Annotated in this window: 20 protein-coding genes; 12 read left to right on the top strand and 8 right to left on the bottom strand. The window is 34.3% G+C overall.

The window, feature by feature from the left end:
* Nucleotides 1–62: 62 nt before the first annotated feature.
* A complete protein-coding gene (locus tag ACSVH9_RS05965) occupies nt 63–1,163 on the top strand; it encodes a DUF4407 domain-containing protein (RefSeq protein ID WP_438062906.1) in 1,101 nt (366 codons plus the stop codon).
* 62 nt (nt 1,164–1,225) lie between these two features.
* Here the strand turns inward: ACSVH9_RS05965 and ACSVH9_RS05960 are convergent, their stop codons facing one another.
* Together ACSVH9_RS05960 and ACSVH9_RS05955 are read right to left on the bottom strand one after the other, a co-directional pair.
* Nucleotides 1,226–2,428, bottom strand: coding sequence for an NAD(P)/FAD-dependent oxidoreductase (locus ACSVH9_RS05960; protein WP_438062905.1), 1,203 nt, complete (start codon nt 2,426–2,428; stop codon nt 1,226–1,228).
* A 141-nt stretch (nt 2,429–2,569) separates the two neighbouring features.
* Nucleotides 2,570–3,247 carry a PH domain-containing protein gene (locus tag ACSVH9_RS05955; RefSeq protein WP_438062904.1) on the bottom strand — a complete coding sequence of 226 codons (678 nt, stop codon included), beginning with the start codon at nt 3,245–3,247 and terminating at the stop codon, nt 2,570–2,572.
* A gap of 261 nt (nt 3,248–3,508) precedes the next feature.
* Between ACSVH9_RS05955 and ACSVH9_RS05950 the strand changes: the two genes are divergently transcribed.
* The 9 genes from ACSVH9_RS05950 to ACSVH9_RS05910 all read left to right on the top strand — a co-directional run bounded on the left by ACSVH9_RS05950 (nt 3,509) and on the right by ACSVH9_RS05910 (nt 17,433).
* On the top strand, nt 3,509–4,858 hold the full coding sequence (locus ACSVH9_RS05950; RefSeq protein WP_438062903.1) for a sigma-54-dependent transcriptional regulator: 1,350 nt from the start codon (nt 3,509–3,511) through the stop codon (nt 4,856–4,858).
* 4 nt (nt 4,859–4,862) lie between these two features.
* A complete protein-coding gene (locus tag ACSVH9_RS05945) occupies nt 4,863–6,002 on the top strand; it encodes an FIST signal transduction protein (RefSeq protein ID WP_438062902.1) in 1,140 nt (379 codons plus the stop codon).
* Between the two features lie 3 nt (nt 6,003–6,005).
* Nucleotides 6,006–9,824 carry a PAS domain S-box protein gene (locus tag ACSVH9_RS05940; RefSeq protein WP_438062901.1) on the top strand — a complete coding sequence of 1,273 codons (3,819 nt, stop codon included), beginning with the start codon at nt 6,006–6,008 and terminating at the stop codon, nt 9,822–9,824.
* A 131-nt stretch (nt 9,825–9,955) separates the two neighbouring features.
* On the top strand, nt 9,956–10,393 hold the full coding sequence (locus ACSVH9_RS05935; RefSeq protein WP_438062900.1) for a response regulator: 438 nt from the start codon (nt 9,956–9,958) through the stop codon (nt 10,391–10,393).
* Nucleotides 10,394–10,413: 20 nt separating this feature from the next.
* Complete coding sequence (locus ACSVH9_RS05930) at nt 10,414–10,752, top strand: hypothetical protein (protein ID WP_438062899.1); 339 nt, start codon at nt 10,414–10,416, stop codon at nt 10,750–10,752.
* A 294-nt stretch (nt 10,753–11,046) separates the two neighbouring features.
* Complete coding sequence (locus tag ACSVH9_RS05925; RefSeq protein ID WP_438062898.1) at nt 11,047–13,428, top strand: hypothetical protein; 2,382 nt, start codon at nt 11,047–11,049, stop codon at nt 13,426–13,428.
* Nucleotides 13,429–13,737: 309 nt separating this feature from the next.
* Entirely contained in the window at nt 13,738–14,970 is a 1,233-nt protein-coding gene (locus tag ACSVH9_RS05920) for a glycosyltransferase family 4 protein (protein ID WP_438062897.1), read from the top strand.
* A gap of 405 nt (nt 14,971–15,375) precedes the next feature.
* Nucleotides 15,376–16,446 carry a glycosyltransferase family 4 protein gene (locus tag ACSVH9_RS05915; RefSeq protein WP_438062896.1) on the top strand — a complete coding sequence of 357 codons (1,071 nt, stop codon included), beginning with the start codon at nt 15,376–15,378 and terminating at the stop codon, nt 16,444–16,446.
* 408 nt (nt 16,447–16,854) lie between these two features.
* On the top strand, nt 16,855–17,433 hold the full coding sequence (locus ACSVH9_RS05910; protein WP_159688045.1) for a hypothetical protein: 579 nt from the start codon (nt 16,855–16,857) through the stop codon (nt 17,431–17,433).
* On the opposite strand, the gene ACSVH9_RS05905 is transcribed toward ACSVH9_RS05910, so the two are convergent.
* From ACSVH9_RS05905 to ruvC, 5 genes are all read right to left on the bottom strand, one after another.
* A complete protein-coding gene (locus tag ACSVH9_RS05905; RefSeq protein ID WP_438062895.1) occupies nt 17,430–17,804 on the bottom strand; it encodes an MmcQ/YjbR family DNA-binding protein in 375 nt (124 codons plus the stop codon). The two genes, ACSVH9_RS05910 and ACSVH9_RS05905, sit on opposite strands and share 4 nt — an antisense overlap.
* On the bottom strand, nt 17,801–18,202 hold the full coding sequence (locus ACSVH9_RS05900; RefSeq protein ID WP_438062894.1) for a GNAT family N-acetyltransferase: 402 nt from the start codon (nt 18,200–18,202) through the stop codon (nt 17,801–17,803). The genes ACSVH9_RS05905 and ACSVH9_RS05900 overlap by 4 nt, the downstream gene beginning before the upstream one ends.
* A complete protein-coding gene (locus ACSVH9_RS05895; protein WP_438062893.1) occupies nt 18,199–18,978 on the bottom strand; it encodes a cyclase family protein in 780 nt (259 codons plus the stop codon). Before ACSVH9_RS05895 ends, ACSVH9_RS05900 begins: the two co-directional genes overlap by 4 nt.
* A gap of 85 nt (nt 18,979–19,063) precedes the next feature.
* Entirely contained in the window at nt 19,064–20,287 is a 1,224-nt protein-coding gene (gene hemW / locus ACSVH9_RS05890; protein WP_438062892.1) for a radical SAM family heme chaperone HemW, read from the bottom strand.
* 24 nt (nt 20,288–20,311) lie between these two features.
* Nucleotides 20,312–20,890 carry a crossover junction endodeoxyribonuclease RuvC gene (ruvC, locus tag ACSVH9_RS05885; RefSeq protein ID WP_438063037.1) on the bottom strand — a complete coding sequence of 193 codons (579 nt, stop codon included), beginning with the start codon at nt 20,888–20,890 and terminating at the stop codon, nt 20,312–20,314.
* Nucleotides 20,891–20,992: 102 nt separating this feature from the next.
* On the opposite strand from ruvC, the gene ACSVH9_RS05880 reads away from it, so the two are divergent.
* A complete protein-coding gene (locus tag ACSVH9_RS05880) occupies nt 20,993–21,988 on the top strand; it encodes a hypothetical protein (protein WP_438062891.1) in 996 nt (331 codons plus the stop codon).
* A gap of 5 nt (nt 21,989–21,993) precedes the next feature.
* On the top strand, nt 21,994–23,091 hold the full coding sequence (locus ACSVH9_RS05875) for a glycosyltransferase family 2 protein (RefSeq protein WP_438062890.1): 1,098 nt from the start codon (nt 21,994–21,996) through the stop codon (nt 23,089–23,091).
* Between the two features lie 4 nt (nt 23,092–23,095).
* On the opposite strand, the gene ACSVH9_RS05870 is transcribed toward ACSVH9_RS05875, so the two are convergent.
* Nucleotides 23,096–23,803: a DUF4184 family protein gene (locus tag ACSVH9_RS05870; protein WP_438062889.1), complete on the bottom strand. Its 708-nt coding sequence runs from the start codon at nt 23,801–23,803 to the stop codon at nt 23,096–23,098.

Here is a 23,803-nt window from a genome sequence, read left to right as displayed (position 1 = left end):
TTTATCGTTTGAATCATTTTTGGCGTTAAATTTGTACTCATCAATCAAAAAATCAATCAATCATGTTACAATCCTTTTTTATTTTATGTTCAGGAGCTGATAAAAACCTGCTTGAAGGTTGCTCCCAAGGCGAAAAAACCAAATTTGTGGGTATTGGAGCCACCGTATTTTTTACTGCCGTAATGGCTTTTTTGGCGAGTGCCTATGCCCTATTTACTGTTTTCGATAGCGTATATCCAGCAATAGCCTTTGGACTAGTATGGAGTTTGCTTATTTTCAATTTAGATCGTTTTATAGTATCGACCATTAGAAAAAGAGACAAGCTAAGTGCAGAATTTTTGCAAGCTACTCCCCGTATTTTATTGGCAATCATCATTGCGATTGTGATTTCAAAACCGTTGGAAATTAAAATCTTCGAAAAAGAAATCAACACGGTGCTTTTGAAAGAGAAAAATGCGATGGCTTTGAAGAACAAAAAAGAAGTCGCCGATTATTTCAAAACCGATTTGGATAAAAACAAAGCCGAAATCACCAATTTGAAAACCGAAATCAGTACAAAAGAGAAAGAAGTCAATACCCTTTATGAAACCTACATTGCTGAAGCCGAAGGAACAGCTGGTACCAAAAAACTAGGTAAAGGTCCTGTCTTTAAAGAAAAAATTGCCAAACACGATTTGTCTAAGAAAGAATTGGATACCTTACAAAAAACCAATTTGGCCAAAATTGCGGTGTTAGAAAAAGAAAACAAAAAATTGGAAGCCGATTTGGACAAAAAAGTAACACAAACCCAACCTATTATTGATGGTTTTGATGGACTGATGGCAAGAATCAATGCTTTAAATAGTTTGCCTTGGTTACCTTCTTTTTTCATAATGTTACTGTTTTTAGCCATAGAAACTTCGCCTATTATTGCCAAATTATTATCACCCAAAGGGGAATATGATTACAAACTAGAAGACCTCGAAACAGCATTAAAAGCTACAATAGAACAGGACAAATACCAACGCACTCTTTTGGTACAAACCAGCGCGAGTATGCACGACAAAGTGTATGCGGATATTGCCGAAGACAAAAGATTGTATGAGTTACAACGAAAAAACGCAACAGATTTATTGGAATTACAATCGAATACTTTTGTAGAAAAACAAAAAAGCACTTTGTAATCTTCTATAATCCCACAAAAAAACGTCCATACGGACGTTTTTTTTATAAAACTAACAACGATTTAGGGTAAAAAGGCATAACCATTCTTGCTTTTCCAAAGAAAATATTTCTCTAAAATCACTTTATTAAAATCGAAAATAATGTTCGGAATCATAATGGCAAAAGTTCTTGGTTTGAACAAGGAAGTTGAAAAAATAATCACTTCTTTTTTTCCAGCATCCATAATACAAAGTCCAGGTATTCTTCCCCATTCTTTTTTGATTAATTGGGTTTGACCTTTGGCAACTCGAATAATATTTTCGGCTACAATTTTTCCAGTTTCATCAGAAGGATAACCTGTTTTGGGAGAACCAAAAGGAACGGATTTGGGTGTAAAAGGTAATTTCACATCAACAGCGATTCCTGCTGCCCAAATATTGTTGTAATCACGATGGCGATAATCATCTCCTACGGGAATATAACCCGCTGGAGTAGCGTGCAAGTCAGGAGAGTTAGTCACCAAATCTACACCAACAAAAGGCGGCATTAACATCGTAAAATCACTAGGCAGTTCTTCATCGTTCGTTAAGATTACTTTGTTTTTTTGAACTTCTTTTACTCCTACCTCTGTTCTATAATGAATATTGAACATTTTCATAAATCCTTTCAACATAGATTCGCCCATTGGCATACCATCTATCCCAAAATGTCCCAAATAATCTTCTGGGGTAATCCAATACAAATCAACTTTTTTACGAATGTTTTCTTCTCGTAACCATTTTTCAATATTGAATAAAAACTCATACGCTGCTCCCATACATCCCGCATTTTGAGTAGCCCCAATAACGATTGGCCCGGGATTCTTTTTGAATTCTTGTAGCGCTGTTCTAATTTTCATCGCCCCATTGGGTGTACCCACATAATGCGAAAACTCTTCAACTCCGGGAGCTATGTCATATTTAACTTTTGGTCCTGTTGCTATAACAAGATTATCGTAGTGGTAAGTTCCTTTGTCTGTATATACGACTTGCGCTGTGGCATCAATTTTTGTAGCTTCTTCATTTACAAAATCGACACCTTTTTTGGTCAATATGCCTTCTTTCTTAAAAGAAATATCTTTGATATCTCTTCTTCCAAAAGGAACCCAAATCAAAGAAGGGATGAATAAAAATAAGGGGGATTTATCTATTAAAATTACTTTATGTTCGTCTTTTCCTTTTCGTTTTATTTCAAGTGCAGCAGTCATTCCAGCAAAACTTCCACCAATAATTACCGTTGTAGTCATAATGAATTGATTTAATATTACCCTACAAAATTAGTCTTCATGACGTTAGCGAACAGTAACTTATGTTACACAACAAAAAAGTCATAAAAAAACCCTGCTTTGAATAAACAAAACAGGGTGCCTCATTTTAATTCGATAAGATTACATCTGACTTAAGATTTCTTTCTTGAAGGCATCGTACTCGCCTTGCAGAATCAAACCATTGTCTAATAGCTTTTTATAATTTTGTAATTTGGCAAACAATTCTTCTTGGTTTAGTCCAACATTGCTAGCTACTGGTTCTGCCTCAATACTAAAACTTGCTTCTTGAGTAGTAGTTGCAGGCATAATTTCAGCAAAATTTGTTACTTCTTCTGTTTCTACTTCTTCAATAATTTCAGCTTCGGGAGTAATTACTGCATCGGCGATTGGAGTGGTTGCTCCATTTTTCAAACTATCCAATTGTTCTTTTGCATAAGTGTAAATTTTGCGCGCTTGAATTTTTGGAATGTAGTCAATCGTTACTTGCAATTCTGTTTTGGTAGAGAAAGTAAACTCTGAACCTAAAATATTTTCTTTTACAAAAGCGCCATCTACCTCATCCCAAGTGTAATCAATAAAATGCATCGAAAGTCCTAAGTTTTTCGGTTGGCAAATGATAATTCTTTTATTGGTCAAAACGATACTATCTGGTAAAACAGTCAAAGCGGGTTTTTTTTGTACGCCAATATAACCTACCTCTTCGTTTTTCATTAAAATATCGTTGAGCTTGGCTGTAATTTTCTCTATTGCCTTTGGGTCTTGCTCTTCGTTTAAAAACTTTTTGATTTGTTCTTTCATTATAATACTATGTTACTAGAATAATTATTTTTTTGTTTATCAAAACCTTATTTTGGTTAGTACTAAAATACCTTAACAAAAGTAATGCCTAAATTGGTTAGTCCGTTTTTGCAAACCATTACTTAATTAAAATATAATAATTATTAAAAGTAATCGAAAGATTTTTTTAAAACAACGATTACTCTCAAAAAAAAATCTTACAAAAGAATGTCGTAATATCTTAATTTTTACTAACTTAGATAGAAATTATCCTCGAATCTTATGGAAGAATTAAAAATTTTCATAGTTGAAGACGACCCTTTCTTTGGAGAAACTTTAAAATACCATCTAAAGTTAAATCCAGATTTTACGGTTTTTCTATACGGGTCTGCAAAAGAATGTCTTAATAATTTACATCAAAAACCCGATATCATTTGTCTTGATTTTGGACTTCCTGATATGACGGGTGATATATTGCTAAAGCGAATTAAGGAAATCAACAACAGCATTCCAATAATAATTATTAGTGGACAAGAAGATATTGGCGTAGCTGTAGATTTTCTAAAATCTGGTGCAACCGACTATATTGTTAAAAGCCCACATTCAAAAGATTTACTTTGGAATTCCATTCTAAAAATAAAAGAAAACCGAAATCTTGTTCAAGAAGTTGAAATTCTAAAAGAAAAATTAGAACAAAAATTCAGTTTTGAAAAAACAATCATTGGACAGAGTACCGCCATTAAAAATGTTTTTAATAAAATAAACAAAGCCTTATCCAACAATATCAATGTTTCTATAACTGGAGAAACAGGAACAGGAAAAGAAGTTGTTGCCAACGCGATTCATTATAATTCTGACCGCAAAAACAAACCTTTTGTTGCAGTAAATATGGCTGCTATTCCAAAGGAATTAGTAGAAAGCGAATTTTTCGGCCATGAAAAAGGAGCTTTTACTGGAGCCAATGAACGGAAAACTGGAAAATTTGAACAGGCTGACGGCGGTACCATCTTTTTGGATGAAATAGCGGAATTGGATTTGAATCTTCAAAGTAAATTATTGCGTGTTCTTCAAGAAAGAGAAGTGGTACGACTTGGCGGCACTACCAAAATAAAATTCAATGCCCGTCTGATTATTGCGACTCATAGAGATTTGGCTCAAGAAGTCAAAAAAGGAAACTTCAGAGAAGACTTGTACTACAGAATCATAGGCTTACCGATTGAGCTCCCACCATTAAGAGAGCGAGAAAATGACATTTTACTATTGGCAAAACATTTTATAGAGTTGTTTGCAAAAGAAAACAAAATGGCAACTCTTGGCTTGTCTAAAGACGCAAAGGATAAACTACTTAAATATGCCTTTCCTGGAAATATAAGAGAATTAAAATCAGTAATTGATTTGGCTTGTGTGATGTGCGACAGCAACGAAATAACAGCGGATGACTTAAGCTTTAATAGCATCAATTCGAATGATTTGTTCCTATCTCAAGAAAAAACATTAAAGCAGTATACAGAAGACATCATTCTTTATTTTTTGAAAAAAAATAACAATGATGTGCTCAAAACTGCAAAGAAACTTGATATTGGTAAATCGACCATATACAATCTTTTACAAACGGTTGAATTAAAAAAATGATTTTATGAAAGTAGCTTCCTTTTTATACGAAAATGAAATTTTTGTCAAAGAAATCAACGAAGAACAATTACAAGTAAAAGATGCTAATTTAGTGATTGGTTTTGGTGCAAGCGCATTAGTTGCTGATGAAAATAATTTTGCAAAAATTCGGGAAAAATTCCCAAATGCTACTTTAGCAATGGCCTCATCAGCTGGGGAAATATTTGATAAAGAAGTATTTGACAATACTATTTCTCTTGTTGCGATTGAATTTGCAGATACAAAAATTACTACTTCTGAGGTAAACATAGAAGACTATGACAATAGCTTTGATGCTGGGCTTGCCTTAGTGACTAAACTACCTAAAGAGGCGCTCAAATTGATTTTTGTTCTTTCAGACGGTGGAAAAGTTAACGGAAGCGAACTCGTAAAAGGAATTAACGATGCTACAGAAAGTAAAGTCTTGGTTACCGGTGGACTGGCTGGTGATGGTGCCAAATTTGAAAAAACATTTGTGGGTCTAAATCAAGTACCTACTTCGGGGAAAGTTATAGCTATAGGTTTTTATGGAGAAAAACTTCAAGTATCCCACGGTTCGATTGGCGGCTGGGAAAGTTTTGGATTAGAACGTACAGTTACCAAATCTGATAGAAATGTTCTTTATGAAATTGATCATAAAAATGTGTTGGATTTATACAAAACCTACCTCGGAAAATATGCAGAAGAATTACCTGGATCCGCATTGCTATTTCCGCTCTCAATAAAACTTAATGACAAAGATGACCTAATTGTTAGAACGATTTTATCTATAGACGAACAAAACCAATCCATGACTTTTGCTGGCGACCTGCCGCTTGGTAGCAAAGTCCGATTCATGAAAGCCAACTTTGACAAACTCATAGATGCTGCAAGTGATGCCGCAAATAACTGCATAAATATGAATAAACATTCTATCAAACTGGCTTTACTGATCAGCTGTGTAGGAAGAAAGGTAATTTTAAGCAACCGCATAGACGAAGAGGTAGAGGCTGTTTCTGATATATTAAGCAATACCACTTTGCTAACGGGATTTTACTCCTATGGTGAGATTTCTCCGCTGCGTCCTTTTTCTGGATGTGAATTGCACAATCAAACCATGACTATCACGTGTCTTAATGAACTCTAATCTATGGCAGACCTTCACAAACTTTTACAAAAGCAAATCAACAAACATCTCTCTGCCGATTTGATGCAAAATCCGGCAGTATTGGCTTTTTTGAATGCAGTTAATGACTCTTACTCGTCTTACGAAAGAGACAAAGACTTGATGAATCATTCGTTTAAAGAAAGTGAAAAAGAATACAATGAAATTCATCAAGATTTAAAAAAAGAATACGAACTCAAACAACAATCTATTGCTAATCTGTATGACAGTTTAGAGGCTTTAGAGGACGATTATAAAACCATAAAACCAGATGATGCTGTAGATGACATCTTGTTCATTTCAAAATACTTAAACCAACAAATTGAGAAGAGAAAGAATACCGAAAAAAATCTCTTACGAACTGTTGAACTCTTAAAAACACTTTTAGCAAATCTTCGTTCTGGCATCTTAGTCGAAGACGAAAACAGAATAATTCTTTTTACCAATCAATTGTTCTGTAATATGTTTTCGATTCCAGTATCACCAGACCAAATGGTAGGTATAGATTGCACCAACTCTGCAGAACAATCGAAACATCTTTTTAAAGACCCAGACTCTTTTAGCGCTGGAATAGCAAAAATTCTTTCGAAAAGAGAAGTTGTAACCAATGAACTCTTGGAAACCGAAGAAGGAAAATTTTTTGAACGCGATTATATTCCTATTTATATTGCCGATGAATACAAAGGTCATCTCTGGAAATACACCGATGTTACCCAACGTATTGAAAATCAAACCCTACTAGAACAAAGTGAAGAACGCAGCAGAATTGTAATGAATTCCTCGTTGAATGCTATTGTTACTGTAGACGACAAAGGTAAAATTACTTTTTGGAACAATCAAGCGGAAGAAACATTTGGCTATAAACCCAATGAAGTATTAGGAAAAGTATTTACAGAGTTCATGATTCCTGCTCGAAATAAAGCACTTTGGGAACAATCCATTTATCAGTACCTAACAGAAGGGCATAACGAATTTCTAAACAAACATGTAGAACTTATAGGAGTTCATAAATCAGGAAACGAATTCTTGGCAGAAATTTCAATTATTCCTATTACCCAAAATGGAGAAACCTTTTTCTGTGCCTTCCTTCAGGATATTTCCAAAAGAAAAGAAGCAGAGCACCAACTTTCAGAGAATTTAGTTTTATTAAAAACACTTTTGGCGAACCTTCAATCAGGAATTATGGTTGAAGATATGGATCGGAAAATTGTATTTACCAACCAACTATTTTGTGATATGCGCCACATTACCCTTTCACCAAATGAGATGATTGGAAGAGACTGTAGAGAGTTAATCAACAATACCAAACTTCTTTTTAAAGATGAGAAACAATTTGTTAATCGAATAAATGAAATCATTGAAGAAAAGAAAATAGTGATTCGAGAATTGATTGAAACCAAAGACAATCTTTTTTACGAAAGAGATTACATTCCCATCATAATCGAAGATCAGTATAAAGGCCATCTATGGAAATACACTGACGTTACGGAACGCATACACAACCAAATTCTTTTGGAACAAAGTGAGGAACGCAACAGAAGTATTATGAATTCATCTCTAAATGCTATTATTACTATAGATAAGAAGGGAAACATTACTTTTTGGAATACCCAAGCCGAAGTTATTTTTGGTTGGAAAAAAGAAGAAGTTTTAGGAAAAACATTAACTGAAACCATAATACCTAAACAGCATCATCAGGGTCACAATGCAGGTATGAAACATTATTTAGCAACTGGTGAAGGACCAGTACTGAATAAAAATATCGAATTACCTGCTGTAAAAAGATCTGGCGAAGAGTTTCCAATTGAAATTGCAATTATTCCTTTAGAATTGAATGGTGAATCCTTCTTTTGTTCGTTCATACAAGACATTTCCGAAAGAAAAAATGCAGAAAACAAACTCAAATTTCAAGAAGAAAAATACCGTAACATTATTTCTAATATGAACCTAGGACTGATTGAGGTAAATAATGATGAAATAATTCAGTTTGCGAATCAAAGTTTTGCAACAATGTCAGGTTATGAAATACAAGATTTATTAGGTAAAAATCCATCAGAAATTTTTGTGTTTGGTGAAAATTTAGAAAAGATGCAACAAAAAAAAGAACTTCGTTCAAAAGGTGTTTCAGATGTATACCAAATCCCTATAAAAGATAAAAGAGGAGAACTCAAATGGTGGGCTATAAGTGGTGCTCCCAATTTTGATGACCAAGGAAACTTAGTGGGTTCCGTAGGAATTCATCTTGATGTTACCGAACAAAAACAACTCGAGATAGAGCTCATTAAACAAAAACAAAAGGCAGAAGAAGCCTCTAAAGCCAAAGAGGTATTCTTAGCAAATATGAGTCATGAAATCCGAACTCCTCTAAACGCTATTATTGGTTTTCTAAGAGAATTAGCAAAACAAGAACTAACCGAATTACAAAAAAAATATATTGACAATAGCACCATTGCTTCGCGTCATTTATTAGCCATATTAAATAACATACTCGATATTTCTAAAATAGAAGCGGGTGAAATGGAACTTGAAAAAGAAGATTTCTTTTTTCAAGAATCCATAGATAAAGTAATTAAAGTTTTGCATCCATTGGCGAAACAAAAAGGGTTACGACTAACCGCTAACTTAGAAAAAATGACCTTTCCTGTTTTCAATGCCGATTCACTTCGCATAGAACAAATCTTATTCAACTTAGTTGGAAATTCAATAAAATTTACCAACAAGGGAAGAATTGATTTACAATGTGAAGTCCTTATCGACCGACCTACCATTCAAAAAATCCTTATCAAAATTACCGATACAGGAATTGGAATGGATAAAAGTTATATCGAAACCATTTTCAAAAAATTCTCCCAAGAAGATAAAGCAGTTACCCGAAAATTTGGAGGAACCGGCTTGGGAATGGCTATCACAAAAGAATTAATAGCATTAATGCATGGTGAAATAACTATTGAAAGTGAAAAAGGAAAAGGAACAACTTTTAACATCATTCTGCCTTTAGAAAAAGGAAATCCAGATAAAATAAAAGAATACAAAACAGAACTTGATGTCAATATCTCTGGACTATCAATATTGTTAGTTGAAGACAATAAAATGAATAGAATGGTGCTACAAAATTCTATGCAATACTTTAATTGTAAAGTAACCGAAGCCGAAAATGGACTTGAAGCGCTCGAACTATTAAAAAAGAACATCTATGATATTATATTAATGGACATTCAAATGCCAGAAATGGATGGAATTGAAGCTACAAAAATCATAAGAAACGAATTTAAAATCAACACACCTATTATCGCTCTTACCGCAAATGCTTTCAAAACAGAAATAGATAACTGTAAAAAAGCAGGTATGGATGACTATGTAACAAAGCCTTTCGATGAATATTTATTAATTGAAACCATAGCAAAATTAACCGTAAATCGCACGAAAAAAGATACGCATTTTATATCAGAAGCAACTGAAGACATCGTTTACAATTTATCCATACTAAGGAATTTAAGCCGAGGAAATATAGATTTTGTTCAAAAAATGATTCGCATTTTTATTGAACAAACTTCTAAAATCATGCAAGAGATAGAAATTGCCATTCATGAAGAAGATTATGATGTAGTAAGTAGATTAATCCACAAAATAAAACCAAGTGTAGAAAGTCTTGGTATCTCACGCATACTACCTGAAATGATAAGTTTTGAAAGCACAGTAAAAGTAGAAACGGACAAAGAGAAAATCATAGATGCGTTTCACACTATAAAATCTACTTTAACATTGGCAATTGCTCAACTTACAACCTATGAATTGAACGAATAAATCCATTTATCACTGGAATATTTTCCAAATATTGGAAGAAAAAAAGATACCAAATTTATAAGTTCCCTTAATTCATAGGGGCTAGCGGTTTTTGGCTTAAAATTAGTACTGGGGTTACAAAATTTTAAACTATGGAAAGCAAACCGCAATTCAAATTCTTTATTGTTGATGATGATATCTTTTGTGCCAACGTCTATGAGCAGTATCTTTTAAACCAAAATTTCACTGATATTACGCATTTCAGCAATGGTAATGATTGTTTAGACAATCTGCACCAAAATCCTGATATTGTATTTTTGGACTACGATATGGGAGACCTCTCTGGATTTGAGGTATTAAAAAAAATCAAATATCATAATCCCAACATTTATGTAGTAATGGTCTCTGGGCAAGAAAGTATTGCAATTGCTGTAGATGCTTTGAAACATGGTGCTTTTGACTACGTGGTAAAAGACAACGCTGTGTGCGAAAAATTGACAAACATCATTGATAAAATCCATCATGTCAAAATAGAGTTAAACAAATCCAATCCAAAAATGGTCAGACGACTACTTAATATCTTTTTATAAAAACCCAAATTACCATAAAGATGAAAACAACTATCCTCTCTATTGTATTACTCCTATTATTGAGCAGTTACAAAACCTATAATGTCTTAGAATACAAAAACCAAAATCAACTAATTGCACTTGAAAGTAAAAAGCTTCTTTTTGAAAAGGAAACATATCATAAAATAATCGTTCGTTCTACTGCATTTTCAGAAAGTTTTACAGTAGAAATCGATGGCACCTCTGTTAGCACAAAAAATCTTTATAAACGTCAAGGTTTACAATTACTTTCTAAAAAAGAATCTTTAGTTGCATACAAAGAAATTATCGGAAAAACTTTTTCTATAAACGAAAGAAAATTATTGGCACAACTCGATTAGGAATTATTGACAATAAAAAAATTATAAACTCCACTCATGCTCATTGGAACTCTGCTTCTAATGAGCATTTGTTCATTTAAGTAGTTGGCAATGAAACAACTTCCATCTTAACTTGTTTTAAAAACTATTTCTCAAAAAACACCCACATTTCATTATTCAACATTACCAAAAAAAGACTTTTTTCCAAAATATGGAACAAAAATCAATCAGATAAAGTGCAAAACCCCAGTAAAATCAAGGGTTTCTTGTTTTGGCACAGTTTTCCAATTGATTGTAGTACAAAACACTATAATCATGAAAGCAATTTTAAAATTAACCGGCTACGATTTCTCTCCAAAGAAAATAAATGGAAACGAAGAAAGCATCAAGTTATCTTATATCGCCAACAGCGATGGTTCCCCAAAATGGATTTGGAATTCTCAAAATAAAGTTCCTTCGTTTCTGAAATTTTATAATGCAGGAAACAAAAGTTCTTGGTTGTTCACAAAAATGATTCAAGTGATTTTTGCTTTACAATTGCAACGCCTTTTTTTCAAACAAAAAAAATGGTTTTATACTGTTGATGAAAATCCTCTTTTTGATTGCAAAGGTGATTGGGCATTATTTACGAGTTCGGAGGTGTCTAACAACAAAGCTGTTTTGTATGCCAACAAAACCTTCTATAAAATTGCTTGTACTGAAAATGCTATTGAGTTAATAGAAAACGAATACAAAGTGTTGAAAGAATTGCAACTAGCTCCAAAAAGCTTTACAACTCCATTGGTTCGTATGGTCAACAAACAAATCATACAACTCTCTGATGTATCAATAAATGGTAAAAGAAAGACCAAAATTTCAGATAGCCATTTGAAAGTATTGAACGAAATGGCCTTGATAAAAAAACAAACCATTGCGGTAGAAAATTGGGCTTGGTTCCGTCAATTAGAATCAAACTTCCTAGAGATTCAAGACTCAAGAATCCCTCAAAACTTGGTACGCAAAATAGAATTTTTATTAAATACTGTAACCAATAAACAAAGAGTTACCATTGGATTCTCTCAAGGGGACTTCACTCCTTGGAATCAATTCGAACAAGGCGACACTATCGCTATATATGATTGGGAATTAGCACGAGTAGACCGTCCGTATGCCTTTGATTATTTTCATTTTGTTATTCAACAAGGAGCATTAGTTGATAGAAAAAATTGGTCAAGCATTTACAAAGACTTAAAAGAACAATGTGTTGATAGCAAAGGAAACTGTCTTTTTAATAATGATTTAGACACCTTTAAAACGCAGCTAAAATGGTATTTCTTAACCAACTGCATGCATTACCTAAAAGAATATGCTGAACAAGAAAAATGGCAAAATAAAATCGAAAGGTTATTGAATCTTTGGAATGAAGGATTGGATTTATTCTTTGAAGAAGATAAAGCGCCAAGAGAATTAGTAATTATGGAAGTTTTTGATAGCATCCAAAACAGCGAATATGGCGCTTTAAAATTCCCAAATTTTGCTCCAGAAAAACTAAACGAAGCCTCCGATATTGACCTTGTAATCGAAAAAAAAGGAGCCAAAAAATTATTGCATCTTCTGATGAATCATCATTTGGTGAGTCGTGTTTCGGTTCAAAAAAAATCGTTCAAGTATGCAATTCAAGCTGTTCTTGTAGATGGAAGCATTTTGGCTTTGGATTTAATTTGGCAAATAAAAGTTCGTGGTTTAGAAGTAATGGATGCGCATGAAGTTTATAAAAATAATCCTTTATCCCCTTTTGGAATTAAACAAGCGCGCACTATAGACTCTGCTAGATTTACAGCCTTATCGAGTTTGTTAACAAATACTAACGTTCCAAGTCGATATAGTCATTACCTACCACTACTAGAAAAATCTCAAAATGTATTGGATTTGCAAATTAACTATTGCATTCAAAACAACAAAAGCGACATATCTAGATTGCTACAATTCATCAAGAAAAACCCTAAAAACCAATCCCTTTTATACTTAAAAAATAGCATTATGGCTGTTCTTGATATGTTGCAAAACTATACCAACAAAAGCGGATACGTCATTACTTTTAGCGGCATAAATGATACTGAAAAATCAACAGTGATTGAAAAAATAGCGCAACGTATACAAAAACAGCTTCGTAAGCCAGTAGTAGTTTTACGTCAACGTCCCTCCATATTACCATTATTAAGTAATTGGAACCAATCAAAAGAAGCAACTGAATTAGTTACTATAAATACTCAGTCAAGCCAAGAAAAAAACAAAACTACTGTTGCCTCGTTGTTTCGATTTTCATACTACTATTTGGATTATATGATTGGCCAATTCGTGATTTATTTCAAATACATTATTCGCGGATATGTAGTGGTCTATGATAAATACTACTTTGATTTCATCAATGACAGTAAACAAAGTGACAATCTCTTGCCTAAAAAACTAACAGCCTTTGGGTATCATTTTTTAATGCAACCAGATTTTAACTTCTTGCTTTTTGCAGATGATTCTACCCTTATGAAAAGAGAACAAGAACCTACTAAAAATGCTATTGAGGAACTTACTTCAGATTACAGAGAGTTGTTCGAAAGTCAACAAAAAAGAAGGAGTTCAAGCATCTACCAATCTATCAATAATGTAGACTTTGATGTCACAATGAATCAAGTATTGAAAACGCTAACCATAATGAACTAAAGTATCTTAATAAAATACTATTCAATTTAGGAAATACGCATTTTAATTTAATCCTTATAAATACCGCTGCCTTCCATCAGTCCCTTTGGAATACGTTGGGTTACTCTATTCCTTACTACAAAATGTAGTTTCGATATAAAAATCCAAAGGGAACGTTGTTAGGCGAAATGACCTCAACCTCGAATTTGTTTACAATCAACACAATAACAACAGTTGATTCAAATTGGTTTACAAAATACTATAGAAATCCTTTTAAAAGAATACTATCACTTGGTGATGAATGCACCACATTAATAAAAAATAGAAGTCATGTCAATCAAAACAATTTTAGCAACTTGCTACACCGTAAATCCTTATAGAGGTTCTAAAGAAAAAATGGGTTGGAACTTCATTGTCCAAATTGCTCGCTATCAAAAAGTGATTGCAATCACTCGTAAAAAGAACCAGGCTCCAATTGAAAAATATCTCAAGGAAAATAAAAATCCAGTATTCAACAATATCACCTTCTTGTATTTTGATTTGCCTTATTGGATGCGATTTTGGAAAAAAGAAGGTCGTGGAGGATTGCTATATTATTATATGTGGCAACGGGGAATAGTTCCTTTTGTAAAAAGTCAAACACTCTGTTTTGATATTGTTCACAACGTCAACTTTAATACAGATTGGATGCCTAGTTTTTTATGGAAACTGAACAAGCCTATGGTTTGGGGACCCGTTGGTTCTAATTCTCGTATTCCAAAACAATACCTAAAGTTGTATTCTAAAAAACACCATTTGATTAACGAGTTGAACTGGATAGTAAAAAATTTAATTTGGAAACACTCAAAATCATTTCAAAAAACAATTGATAACAGTACGCATATTTGGTGTATGAATCGCAATGTCCCTAATAATTTGGGATTAAAAGAAGAGAATTACTCTATACATCCACCTGTCGCTTCAGAAGATTTTTTTTCTGCAAAAAAAGAAAAAAGCGACCAATTCAATGTTTTGAGTGTTGGTCGGTTTGTTGCCTTAAAGGGTTTCGATTTGACTATCAACGCATTTATCGGTTTTGTACGTTCCTTGCCAAGGGTAGAGCAAAAATATTGCAAACTAACTCTAATTGGAACAGGACCTGAGAAAGAATTGTATCAAAAAATAATAGACCAAAACGATGCTAACGATTGTATAGAAATTTTAGAATGGATGGACCAACAATCATTGATGCAGAAATACCAAGACGCAACTGTCTTCTTATTTCCTTCACACGAAGGCGCAGGAATGGTGATTGCTGAAGCACTATCGTTTGGCTTGCCCATTATATGTTTAGATAATGATGGCCCTGGACAATACATTACAGAAGCTATGGGTATTGCAGTACCTGAGCAGAGCTACACCGATACTGTAATCGGTTTAAAACAAGCGCTTTTAAAACTTTACAAAATCCCACATCTTACCAAGATAATGAGTGATAGAGCACGTGAGCACTATGAAGAAAAATTTAGTTGGGAAAGTCGAGGCACTCATTTAAAAAATATCTACAACAAAATTGCACAATAAATAGAAATCCAAACCATGTATTCTCCATTCTAATATGTGAGCAAGTTTGTCCAAAATGTTGCTCTAAAGAACTTTTGTGAAGACAATACTTTAACCGTATAAAAATACAGCCCTCTTTTGTTTCTTAAACTCTTGTAATAAAGGCATTCTATTACTATGGGAATGCAACTTCTTTGGCAGAACTTTTCTGAACGAGAACTACTCGAATTTTTCCATTTCACCACTCAATAATCCAAAATTTGGAAACTTTTCAGTGCCAAAAAATAGACAATCCCAGTGTTTACGAGACTTCTGTAACATTAGCATAATTCTTGGCATAAGTTAAAAAGAACAATGGCATAAAAGCCAATCTAAAATAACAGAGAGAAAAAAACTATTTACACAACATTTATAACAAATAACATTATGAAAATTATAGCCGTACATTTAGCAAACGATTTTAGTGAAAGCTCCAAAGTTTTGAAACAACTAATAAAAGGTTGGACCAAAAATAACATCGATACCGAACTTTATATGGGTAGAGGTAAAAAAGGTTTTTTGTCTACTATGACACAAACTACTACTAATTATTTTTGGTATCCCGTTTTTAAAAATCCAATATTAAAATTGCTATTTATTATAACTAGCCAATTTATTCTGTTTACTAAACTTCTTTTTACTTTAAAAAAATCGGATACGCTTTATATCAATACGGTATTGCCATTTGGTGCTGCTTTAGCAGGAAAAATAAGAGGGTGCAAAATTATGTATCATATTCACGACACCAGCTTGACTCCAAAAATTTTCAAACTGTTCCTTTTTAACGTTGTAAAATGGACAGCGAATGAAGTTGTTTATGTTTCTGATTTCTTAGCTAAGCAAGAACCTCTAAAAATTAAAAGTAATGTAATTTACAACGTACTAGAAAAAGATTTTGTAAACCAATGCAAAGGCATTAAAGCAACTCAAAAAGAAAGCAAAATTGTTTTAATGATTTGTTCTTTAAAAGCGAATAAAGGGGTAAGTGAATTTTTGCAACTTTCACATTTGAATAGAAATTATACATTCAAATTGGTATTGGATGCTTCTCAGAAAGAAATTGACAACTATTTTAAATTAGAATTTCTTCCAGATAATTTAGTTATTTATCCAAAACAAGAAGATACACATCCTTTTTACAAGGAAGCTAGTATCGTACTGAATTTATCCGATACTCGTTCATCAGTAGAGACTTTTGGTCTTACAATTCTAGAAGCAATGGCCTATGGATTGCCAACAATTGTTCCTCCTGTGGGTGGTGTAGTTGAATTAGTAAAAGAAGGTGAAAATGGCTTTTTGATTGACAGCAAAAATATCCCATTACTTACTAGAAGGTTGAACGAATTATTCCAAAACACAGCGCTTTATCAAAAAATGAGTGCTACCGCAAAAGAATACAGCCGCTTTTTCTGCGAAGAGTATTTTGAGAGTGAATCTACCAGAATCCTACTTAACTAAAAACCAAGTAAGAAACTAAAAAAGTATCCTTTTTGCTCTATCAATAATCTAGTAATTGCTCCTTTTGAAGCTACTAAATCATATTTGCATCATTAGTTTATAGGAAGAAGTTTGACCTACAAAAAAATAACACGCTACATCACAAGTATTGTATAGTCTGTATTAGTTTGGGTTTCGGTTTGGTAAATTATTACTTAAAATGATTTCTCTTTTTCTCCTTCATTTATGTTTTGATTGGTTATTGAAACCCAATTATAAATTATCGAATAGAAGAGTTGAAAAATCGTTCGAAAAAAATTGAAAAAGACCCTACCAAATTTTAACATAAAATACAGATTTCGTGCTGCATTTTTTTTAGGATGACATTAATATTTAATTATATTTGTTTCAAATCAATCTAAGCCACATATGATTCGATTATATCCAAACGAACAAGTTAAAGAATTCGACGTACACGAATCCTTGCAATTGCGATATGCAATTACCAGCCGAGGAAGGCTGATTAGTTTCAAAGACAAAATTGAAGAAGGTCGTGAATTAAAAGGAAGCACCATAGACGGCTACCGTATTTTTCGCTACAAAATCAATTCTGGAGAAAAACCAGTCAACCGACATCTCTTTTTTTACAAACTCATTGCGGAGCATTTTATCCCAAAACAGTCCGAAGACCAAGTTCACGTTCTACATTTAGATTATGTGCGTGACAACGACTCCCTTCGAAACTTGAAATGGGCGACACGCGAAGAATTTTTGGAACACAACCGAAAAAGTCCACACGTGATTCAAGCAAGAAAAAATTTGCTAGAACACAACATCAAATCTGATGGTAGAAAATTGACGGTGACCAAAGTGATGCGCATCAAAAAAATGCTACAAAATCCCAACAGAAAAACTAGGATTAAAATGATTGCCAAGCAATTTGGTGTCAGCGAAATGCAAATTTTCCGCATTAAATCTGGTGAGAACTGGGGACATATCGTCGTCTAATCGATAGGTAAATCAGCAATTTCGGACTGTATTTTTTTCGTAAGACTTTTAAAAACCAAGTCATACGAATGGTCGATTAATGCTTTGAGCATAGCATCTGGAACATCTTGATTAATCGCAACGGTGTTCCAGTGTATTTTGCTCATATGATACCCTTCGTTAATGGCGTCATAATTGGCACGCAATTCTAAAGCGCGCTCGGGGTCACACTTGAGATTCACCGAGGGTTCTTGCTTTTCCCATTGCTTTAATGAGGACAATGCAAACATTTTACCTCCTACTTTAAAAACCAAAGTATCTTCATCAAACGGAAAATGCTCTGTTACTGCTTTTTTAGACAAACAGTATTCATAAAATGTTTCTAAATTCATAGTATTATTTTTTCCATCATCTTTTCGGGATGAGCTAAAGTTGTAAATCCAAATTTTTGATATAAAAAATGTGCGTCTGTTGTGGCCAATCGCCAGATTTTTACTTGTTGCAATTGCGGTTCTTCCAGCATCGCTTGTATCAAAATCGAAGCATATCCGTTACCTCGATACTCCTCAGCGATAAAAACATCCATAACGTAGGCAAAAACCACATAGTCCGTAATCACTCTGGCAAACCCAATTTGGGCATCATCCTTATAAATCCCAAAACATACCGAACTATCAATGCATACTTGAACTTCTTCAATCGTTCGGCCTGCCGCCCAATAAATATCCTTCAAAAAATTTTGAATGAAAAGAACATCTAACTTTGCTTTATCGGTAGAAACGTGAATCATATTTGGTATAAAATAGGTTTACTCGGACTGGCATCATTTTCAAAAGATGCGATTTGCAAATTCAATACATAAGGACCATCTAGCACTTCATCAGGCACATAAATCATTTCGGTGATGGTGCAATTCATTCTAGCATCTGCATTCAGATTTTGCACATCTTTCACATTCCAAAACGCTTTGTGCGCCAGTAATTTTCCCTCATCTTTCTCCTTGTCTACACTAGGCAAATCGATTAATAAATGTTGAATGCCATTCTCACGAATAAAATGTGCCGCTTCTTCCGAAAGATACGGTGGATTGGTATTCGAATAGTTTTGGTGTTTTTTTAATTTAAAATTAGGCAAAGTTCTAATTACTAAAGCTTCAAAAGAAATACCCGATTGTAATGTCACCTCAAGCGCAGTCGAGAGGCTTTTTAATGTAATAACTAAATCTTCCCCCTGCATTTCTGGCACCACAGAAATCAATTCAGCTCGAAAGAAAAACTGTTTCAAACATTGATTCACACTGTAAAATTCACTTGTAATGTGCCCCAAACATTCGGTATGCGTACCGTGACCGTGTGGATTGAAGAAGATATTATTAAAATTGGTCGATGAGCTTCCTTCCGATACTTTCCCAACCCAATCCCCAAAAACTACTGGTTCAATAACCGGTTTTTCGATATACCAAGCAATAGGATTTTCGTCGGTATTGGTCAAAGGAATCGAAATATCAATTGGTTTTGATAGGTCGATTGTAACAGTTTGGTCAATTAGTTCTATTGTGGCTTTCATTGTTTAAACACTAAGTTCATTAAGAAGTCACAAAGAACACAAAGCTTAGTGAACTTAGTGATTTCCTTGTGCCTTTGTGGTTAATTTACTCTTCCAAATTTAAATAAAACAAATCACTCGCAATTCCATCCGTCAAGAATTTTCCTTTAGAAGTTGGTTTCAGAATATTATTCTCAATAGAGAGCAACTCATCCTTTACGAATTTCTCAGATTGTTTAATTAGATAATCTAAATAGCGTTCTCCAAATTCTCTTTCTATTCTTTCTAAAGCAACGCCCCAAATCGTTCGCAATCCTGTCATAATGTATTCGTTATAACGGTCAGCTGTAGATAAGATTTCTTTTTCGCTGGGCAATTGATTTTGTTGAATGGCTTTCAAATACAAAGCATTATTCGCTACATTCCAACTTCTCGAAAATCCATCATAACTGTGCGCCGATGGACCAATTCCGATGTATTTTTTTCCCAACCAATACGCCGAATTGTTCTTCGAAAAATAATTTTCTTTCCCAAAATTGGACAACTCATAATGAATAAAACCATTTTTCTCGAGGGTTTCGACTAGTATTTGGAAATGCGCTTCGGCTACTTCGTCTTTAGGAGCGGCTATTTTACCCTTTTGAATGAGTGTATTCAAAGCCGTTTTAGGTTCTACCGTCAAAGCGTAACTCGAAATATGAGGCACTCCAAAACGCAAAGCGGTTTCGATATTTTGTTGCCATTGTTCATTACTCATCCCCGGAATACCATAAATCAAATCGATTGAAATGTTATCAAAATATTGAGTCGCGAGTTCCAAACATTTTTGAGCTTCTACCGAATTGTGCGCGCGATTCATCATCGCTAAATCGGCTTCAAAAAACGATTGAATTCCAATACTAAGTCTATTGATTGAACTTTTGGACAATTCTACAATTCGCTCACTGGTCAAATCATCAGGATTTGCTTCAAGGGTAATTTCTGGATTTTCAACAACACTGTAATGATGGTACACTTCTGCAATCAAGAATTCAATTTCTTCCGTAGTCAGTACCGAAGGCGTTCCTCCTCCAAAATAAATCGTTTCCACTTCCCAGAATTCAGCATCATTTTTGTCACTTCGAGCGCAATCGAGAAACTCATTTTTGCGTATTTGCAATTCTTTGGCAATAGCCAAAACCATTTCCTCCTTTTTCTTCATCGAAGTAGAAAAATGAAAATCGCAATAATGACACGCTTGTTTGCAGAATGGGATATGGATGTAAATAGCCCCACCCGACCTCCCCGAAAGGGAGGAGACAAAACTGGATATATAATTAGAAGTTGACATAATTATTTGTTCTTTTTAGGAACGTTATTTCCCGCCACGGCGGGTCAGGGGGCCTCCTATCCTATCTTCATTATTCTTCACAAAAGCATCCCAACCCGAGTAACTTTTTTCGCCGATTGTTTTTCCAGAATTGAAAAAATGACAAACCGCAGCCGCCAATCCATCAGTAGAGTCGAGGTTTTTGGGAAGTTCTTTTAGTCCTAAAAGTTGTTGCAGCATTTTGGCCACTTGTTCTTTGCTGGCGTTTCCGTTGCCGGTGATGGCCATTTTTATCTTTTTGGGTTCGTATTCGGTAATGGGAATATCTCTTGAAAGTCCCGCAGCCATTGCCACGCCTTGCGCACGCCCTAACTTCAACATCGATTGTACGTTTTTGCCAAAGAAAGGTGCTTCAATCGCGATTTCGTCGGGATGATGTGTTTCTATTAACTCAATGGTGCGCTCGAAAATGACTTTTAATTTTTGGTAATGGTTATCGTATTTGGACAAAATCAACTCATTGAGCTGTATAAATTCCATTTTCTTATTTATGACCCGAATCAATCCAAACCCCATAATGGTAGTCCCTGGGTCGATGCCTAATATGATGCGTTCGTTTGACAATTTTTTTAGTTTCAAGTTTACCGTTTCAAGTACAAAGTTTGTTGTTTCTTTGCAAAATAATTTTACTCACAATAATTCCACGCCACGGCGGATTAAGGGCAGATGATTTCAATTCCACACAAAACTAAACAATTCCTTGTACTTCTAGTCAAACTTTCGATAGTTGGGGGAGCGTTTTATTTTATCTACAACCAACTCGCCAATAATGACCAACTCGATTGGGAGAAGTTTATCGTGCTGTTTCGCAAGAATCAATCCGTGGGAGGCATTCTTTTCATTCTCTCGTTTAGTGTCTTGAATCGCTATTTCGAAATTCTGAAATGGCAAAACTTAGTCCGTTTTCTGCATCCTATTTCGGTAGGCGAATCCACCAAACAAGTATTAGCCGCTTTAACTGCGGGTTTGTTTACTCCAAACGGCGTGGGCGAATACGCTGGAAAAGCCTTGTATTTCGACAAAAAATCAACCAAAAAAATCATCTTTTTAAACCTGATTTGCAACGGAATTCAAATGATTTTGAGTATCGTTTTTGGTATTTTCGGCTTGTTGTATTTCAATGCTATTTTCGCCATTATCAAACCGAAAACAGTGCTGCTGCTATTTGGAGGGCTTTTGTTAGTCGTACTGATTGTATTTTTTTCAAAGAAAATCAACATCAAAGGCTATTCTATCGAAAAACTACTTCACAAAATCAATGAGATTCCAAAAGCGATTCATCAAAAAAACATACTGCTTGGAACCTGTCGCTATTTGGTTTTTTCGCATCAATATTATTTTTTGTTTTTGGCTTTTGATGTGGATTTACACTATTTAACAATGATGGCTGCGATTGCTTCGGTCTATTTTCTGGCTTCGTCTTTGCCAACTTTTCAATTTTTGGATTTTGCGGTAAAAGGAAGTGTGGCGGTTTTTTTCTTTGGAATTTTGGGCGTTAACGAGTGGATTGTGGTTTTCATTTCGACTTTAATGTGGTTCTTGAATGTAGTGCTGCCCGTAGCCATAGGAAGTTATTTTGTTTTGAAATTTAAAAGCCCCCACCCGAGCGACAGCGAACTGGCGAAGCAACCCCCCGAAGGGGGAATTAACGACCAAAATTAATCGTTATGATGATTATTTTTTTTAACATCGTTTTCCTTTATCTTTTGGCTATTATCTGGCTCATTTATGGTTGTACCAAAGTGCCGTTGTATAACAAAAAAGAGGTAGCTCCAAAAACCACCTTCTCTATTTTGGTACCTTTTCGCAATGAAGCCGAAAATTTGCCGATTTTATTAGAAAGTATTGCAAAACTGAAGTATCCGACAGATTTATTTGAAGTGCTATTGATTGATGATGCATCAGAAGAAAAATTTCAAATTCCAAATTCCAAATTCCAAATTACCCTAACAAACACTATTCGACAATCGAATTCGCCGAAAAAAGATGCCATCACGACGGGTGTTCCTTTGGCCAACAACGAGTGGCTAGTCACCACCGATGCCGATTGTGTAGTTCCCGAAAATTGGTTGCTAACACTAGATGATTATATTCAAAATCATAAGATTGAAATGATTGCTGGGGCGGTTACTTATGACTGCAAGCCTTCGTTTTTGCATCATTTTCAGCAATTGGACTTGACGAGTTTACAAGGCGCTACTATTGGAAGTTTTGGCATTAACAAAGGTTTTATGTGCAATGGTGCTAATTTTGCTTATACTAAATCTCTTTTTCAAAAGTTGAATGGTTTTAAAGGCAATGACATAATAGCCAGCGGCGATGATGTTTTTTTATTACAAAAAGCCATAGCCCAATTTCCAGAAAAAGTACACTATTTAAAATCGAAGGGCACCATTGTCCGAACGCAACCTACAGACAGCTGGAAAGCCTTGTTCCATCAGCGTGTCCGATGGGCTTCTAAAACTCGTTCCTATCAGAGTCGGTTTGGGATAGGATTAGGGCTAGTCGTTTTTGGAGGTAATCTTAGTTTGATTTTGGTATTGGTACTGGGATTTTTGGGCTGGATTCCGTTCCTCTATGTCGCAATACTTTGGCTAGCGAAATTTATGGTCGATTGGGTATTACTTTACACCACTCATCGCTTTTTGAGTCATTCCAAAATGCGCTATTGGATAGCCAGTAGCTTGCTCTATCCTTTTTTTAGTACTAGTGTGGCGTTGTATGCTGTTTTTGGTTCTTATGAATGGAAAGGGAGGCGATTCTAGAGACCTATAGCTGTTTTTTTATCCAAAAACTACTTATTGCAATCCCAACTATTGAAGAAGAAATCAAACTCACAACAACATTTCCATATTGTACAACTGACAATCCAAAACAAAATCGAATTACCATAATCAGGAAAGTCCAAAATAGAACAAAAACCCAATATCTTTTTTTGACTATGTGGTGGATTATATTCGATGATGGCATTTTATATAAATAGAAAAATAAAATAGCCATTCCAACGCAAGAGCTTAAATGCTGAAGAATTTTATAGAATGGAATAGCATATATTTCACTTAACAGAAAAGGAAACTCAGAAACAAAATAACCTGTTTGATGTGTAAACCCATCCCATAAAATATGTGAAATAGCTCCAATAACAATAGAAAGTACTACGATAATGAAATTATTCCGCAAATAATCCATCCAATCTGTTTTCTTTAAAACATCAAGGCGAGAACTAAAAAAAGAAGGCAAATTTTCTATTAATCCTTTTTTTATGATTTGATGAAACAACAAAGCTACTAGTAAAGAAATTGGAATATTAAAAATGAACAAGCCCAAAAAAGTATGACTAATATTGCTTTGAACTTTCATTCTAATGAAATACTCAAAATCAGGACACATAGACCCAACTATTAAACCCGTTGCTGATAATCTCCTAGATTTTATAAATGGAAGTACAATTGCTGGATGCGAAAAAGTAAAAGGCAT

This window comes from Flavobacterium sp. RSSB_23, assembly GCF_051547145.1.
In the GTDB taxonomy this organism is placed as follows: Bacteria; Bacteroidota; Bacteroidia; order Flavobacteriales; family Flavobacteriaceae; genus Flavobacterium.
Note: the sequence above shows the minus strand (reverse complement) of the source record. Positions and strands in the feature narration are given on the sequence as shown.

Excerpts from the sequence above, each read along its gene's own strand:
- ACSVH9_RS05940 (WP_438062901.1), top strand. The coding sequence starts at position 6,006 with ATGGCAGACCTTCACAAACTTTTACAAAAGCAAATCAACAAACATCTC.
- ACSVH9_RS05880 (WP_438062891.1), top strand. The coding sequence starts at position 20,993 with ATGATTTCAATTCCACACAAAACTAAACAATTCCTTGTACTTCTAGTC.
- ACSVH9_RS05960 (WP_438062905.1), bottom strand. The coding sequence starts at position 2,428 with ATGACTACAACGGTAATTATTGGTGGAAGTTTTGCTGGAATGACTGCT.
- ACSVH9_RS05935 (WP_438062900.1), top strand. The coding sequence starts at position 9,956 with ATGGAAAGCAAACCGCAATTCAAATTCTTTATTGTTGATGATGATATC.
- ACSVH9_RS05900 (WP_438062894.1), bottom strand. The coding sequence starts at position 18,202 with ATGATTCACGTTTCTACCGATAAAGCAAAGTTAGATGTTCTTTTCATT.
- ACSVH9_RS05910 (WP_159688045.1), top strand. The coding sequence starts at position 16,855 with ATGATTCGATTATATCCAAACGAACAAGTTAAAGAATTCGACGTACAC.
- ACSVH9_RS05905 (WP_438062895.1), bottom strand. The coding sequence starts at position 17,804 with ATGAATTTAGAAACATTTTATGAATACTGTTTGTCTAAAAAAGCAGTA.
- hemW (WP_438062892.1), bottom strand. The coding sequence starts at position 20,287 with ATGTCAACTTCTAATTATATATCCAGTTTTGTCTCCTCCCTTTCGGGG.
- ACSVH9_RS05955 (WP_438062904.1), bottom strand. The coding sequence starts at position 3,247 with ATGAAAGAACAAATCAAAAAGTTTTTAAACGAAGAGCAAGACCCAAAG.
- ACSVH9_RS05930 (WP_438062899.1), top strand. The coding sequence starts at position 10,414 with ATGAAAACAACTATCCTCTCTATTGTATTACTCCTATTATTGAGCAGT.
- ACSVH9_RS05965 (WP_438062906.1), top strand. The coding sequence starts at position 63 with ATGTTACAATCCTTTTTTATTTTATGTTCAGGAGCTGATAAAAACCTG.
- ACSVH9_RS05895 (WP_438062893.1), bottom strand. The coding sequence starts at position 18,978 with ATGAAAGCCACAATAGAACTAATTGACCAAACTGTTACAATCGACCTA.
- ACSVH9_RS05920 (WP_438062897.1), top strand. The coding sequence starts at position 13,738 with ATGTCAATCAAAACAATTTTAGCAACTTGCTACACCGTAAATCCTTAT.
- ACSVH9_RS05945 (WP_438062902.1), top strand. The coding sequence starts at position 4,863 with ATGAAAGTAGCTTCCTTTTTATACGAAAATGAAATTTTTGTCAAAGAA.
- ACSVH9_RS05950 (WP_438062903.1), top strand. The coding sequence starts at position 3,509 with ATGGAAGAATTAAAAATTTTCATAGTTGAAGACGACCCTTTCTTTGGA.
- ACSVH9_RS05925 (WP_438062898.1), top strand. The coding sequence starts at position 11,047 with ATGAAAGCAATTTTAAAATTAACCGGCTACGATTTCTCTCCAAAGAAA.
- ACSVH9_RS05870 (WP_438062889.1), bottom strand. The coding sequence starts at position 23,803 with ATGCCTTTTACTTTTTCGCATCCAGCAATTGTACTTCCATTTATAAAA.
- ACSVH9_RS05875 (WP_438062890.1), top strand. The coding sequence starts at position 21,994 with ATGATGATTATTTTTTTTAACATCGTTTTCCTTTATCTTTTGGCTATT.
- ACSVH9_RS05915 (WP_438062896.1), top strand. The coding sequence starts at position 15,376 with ATGAAAATTATAGCCGTACATTTAGCAAACGATTTTAGTGAAAGCTCC.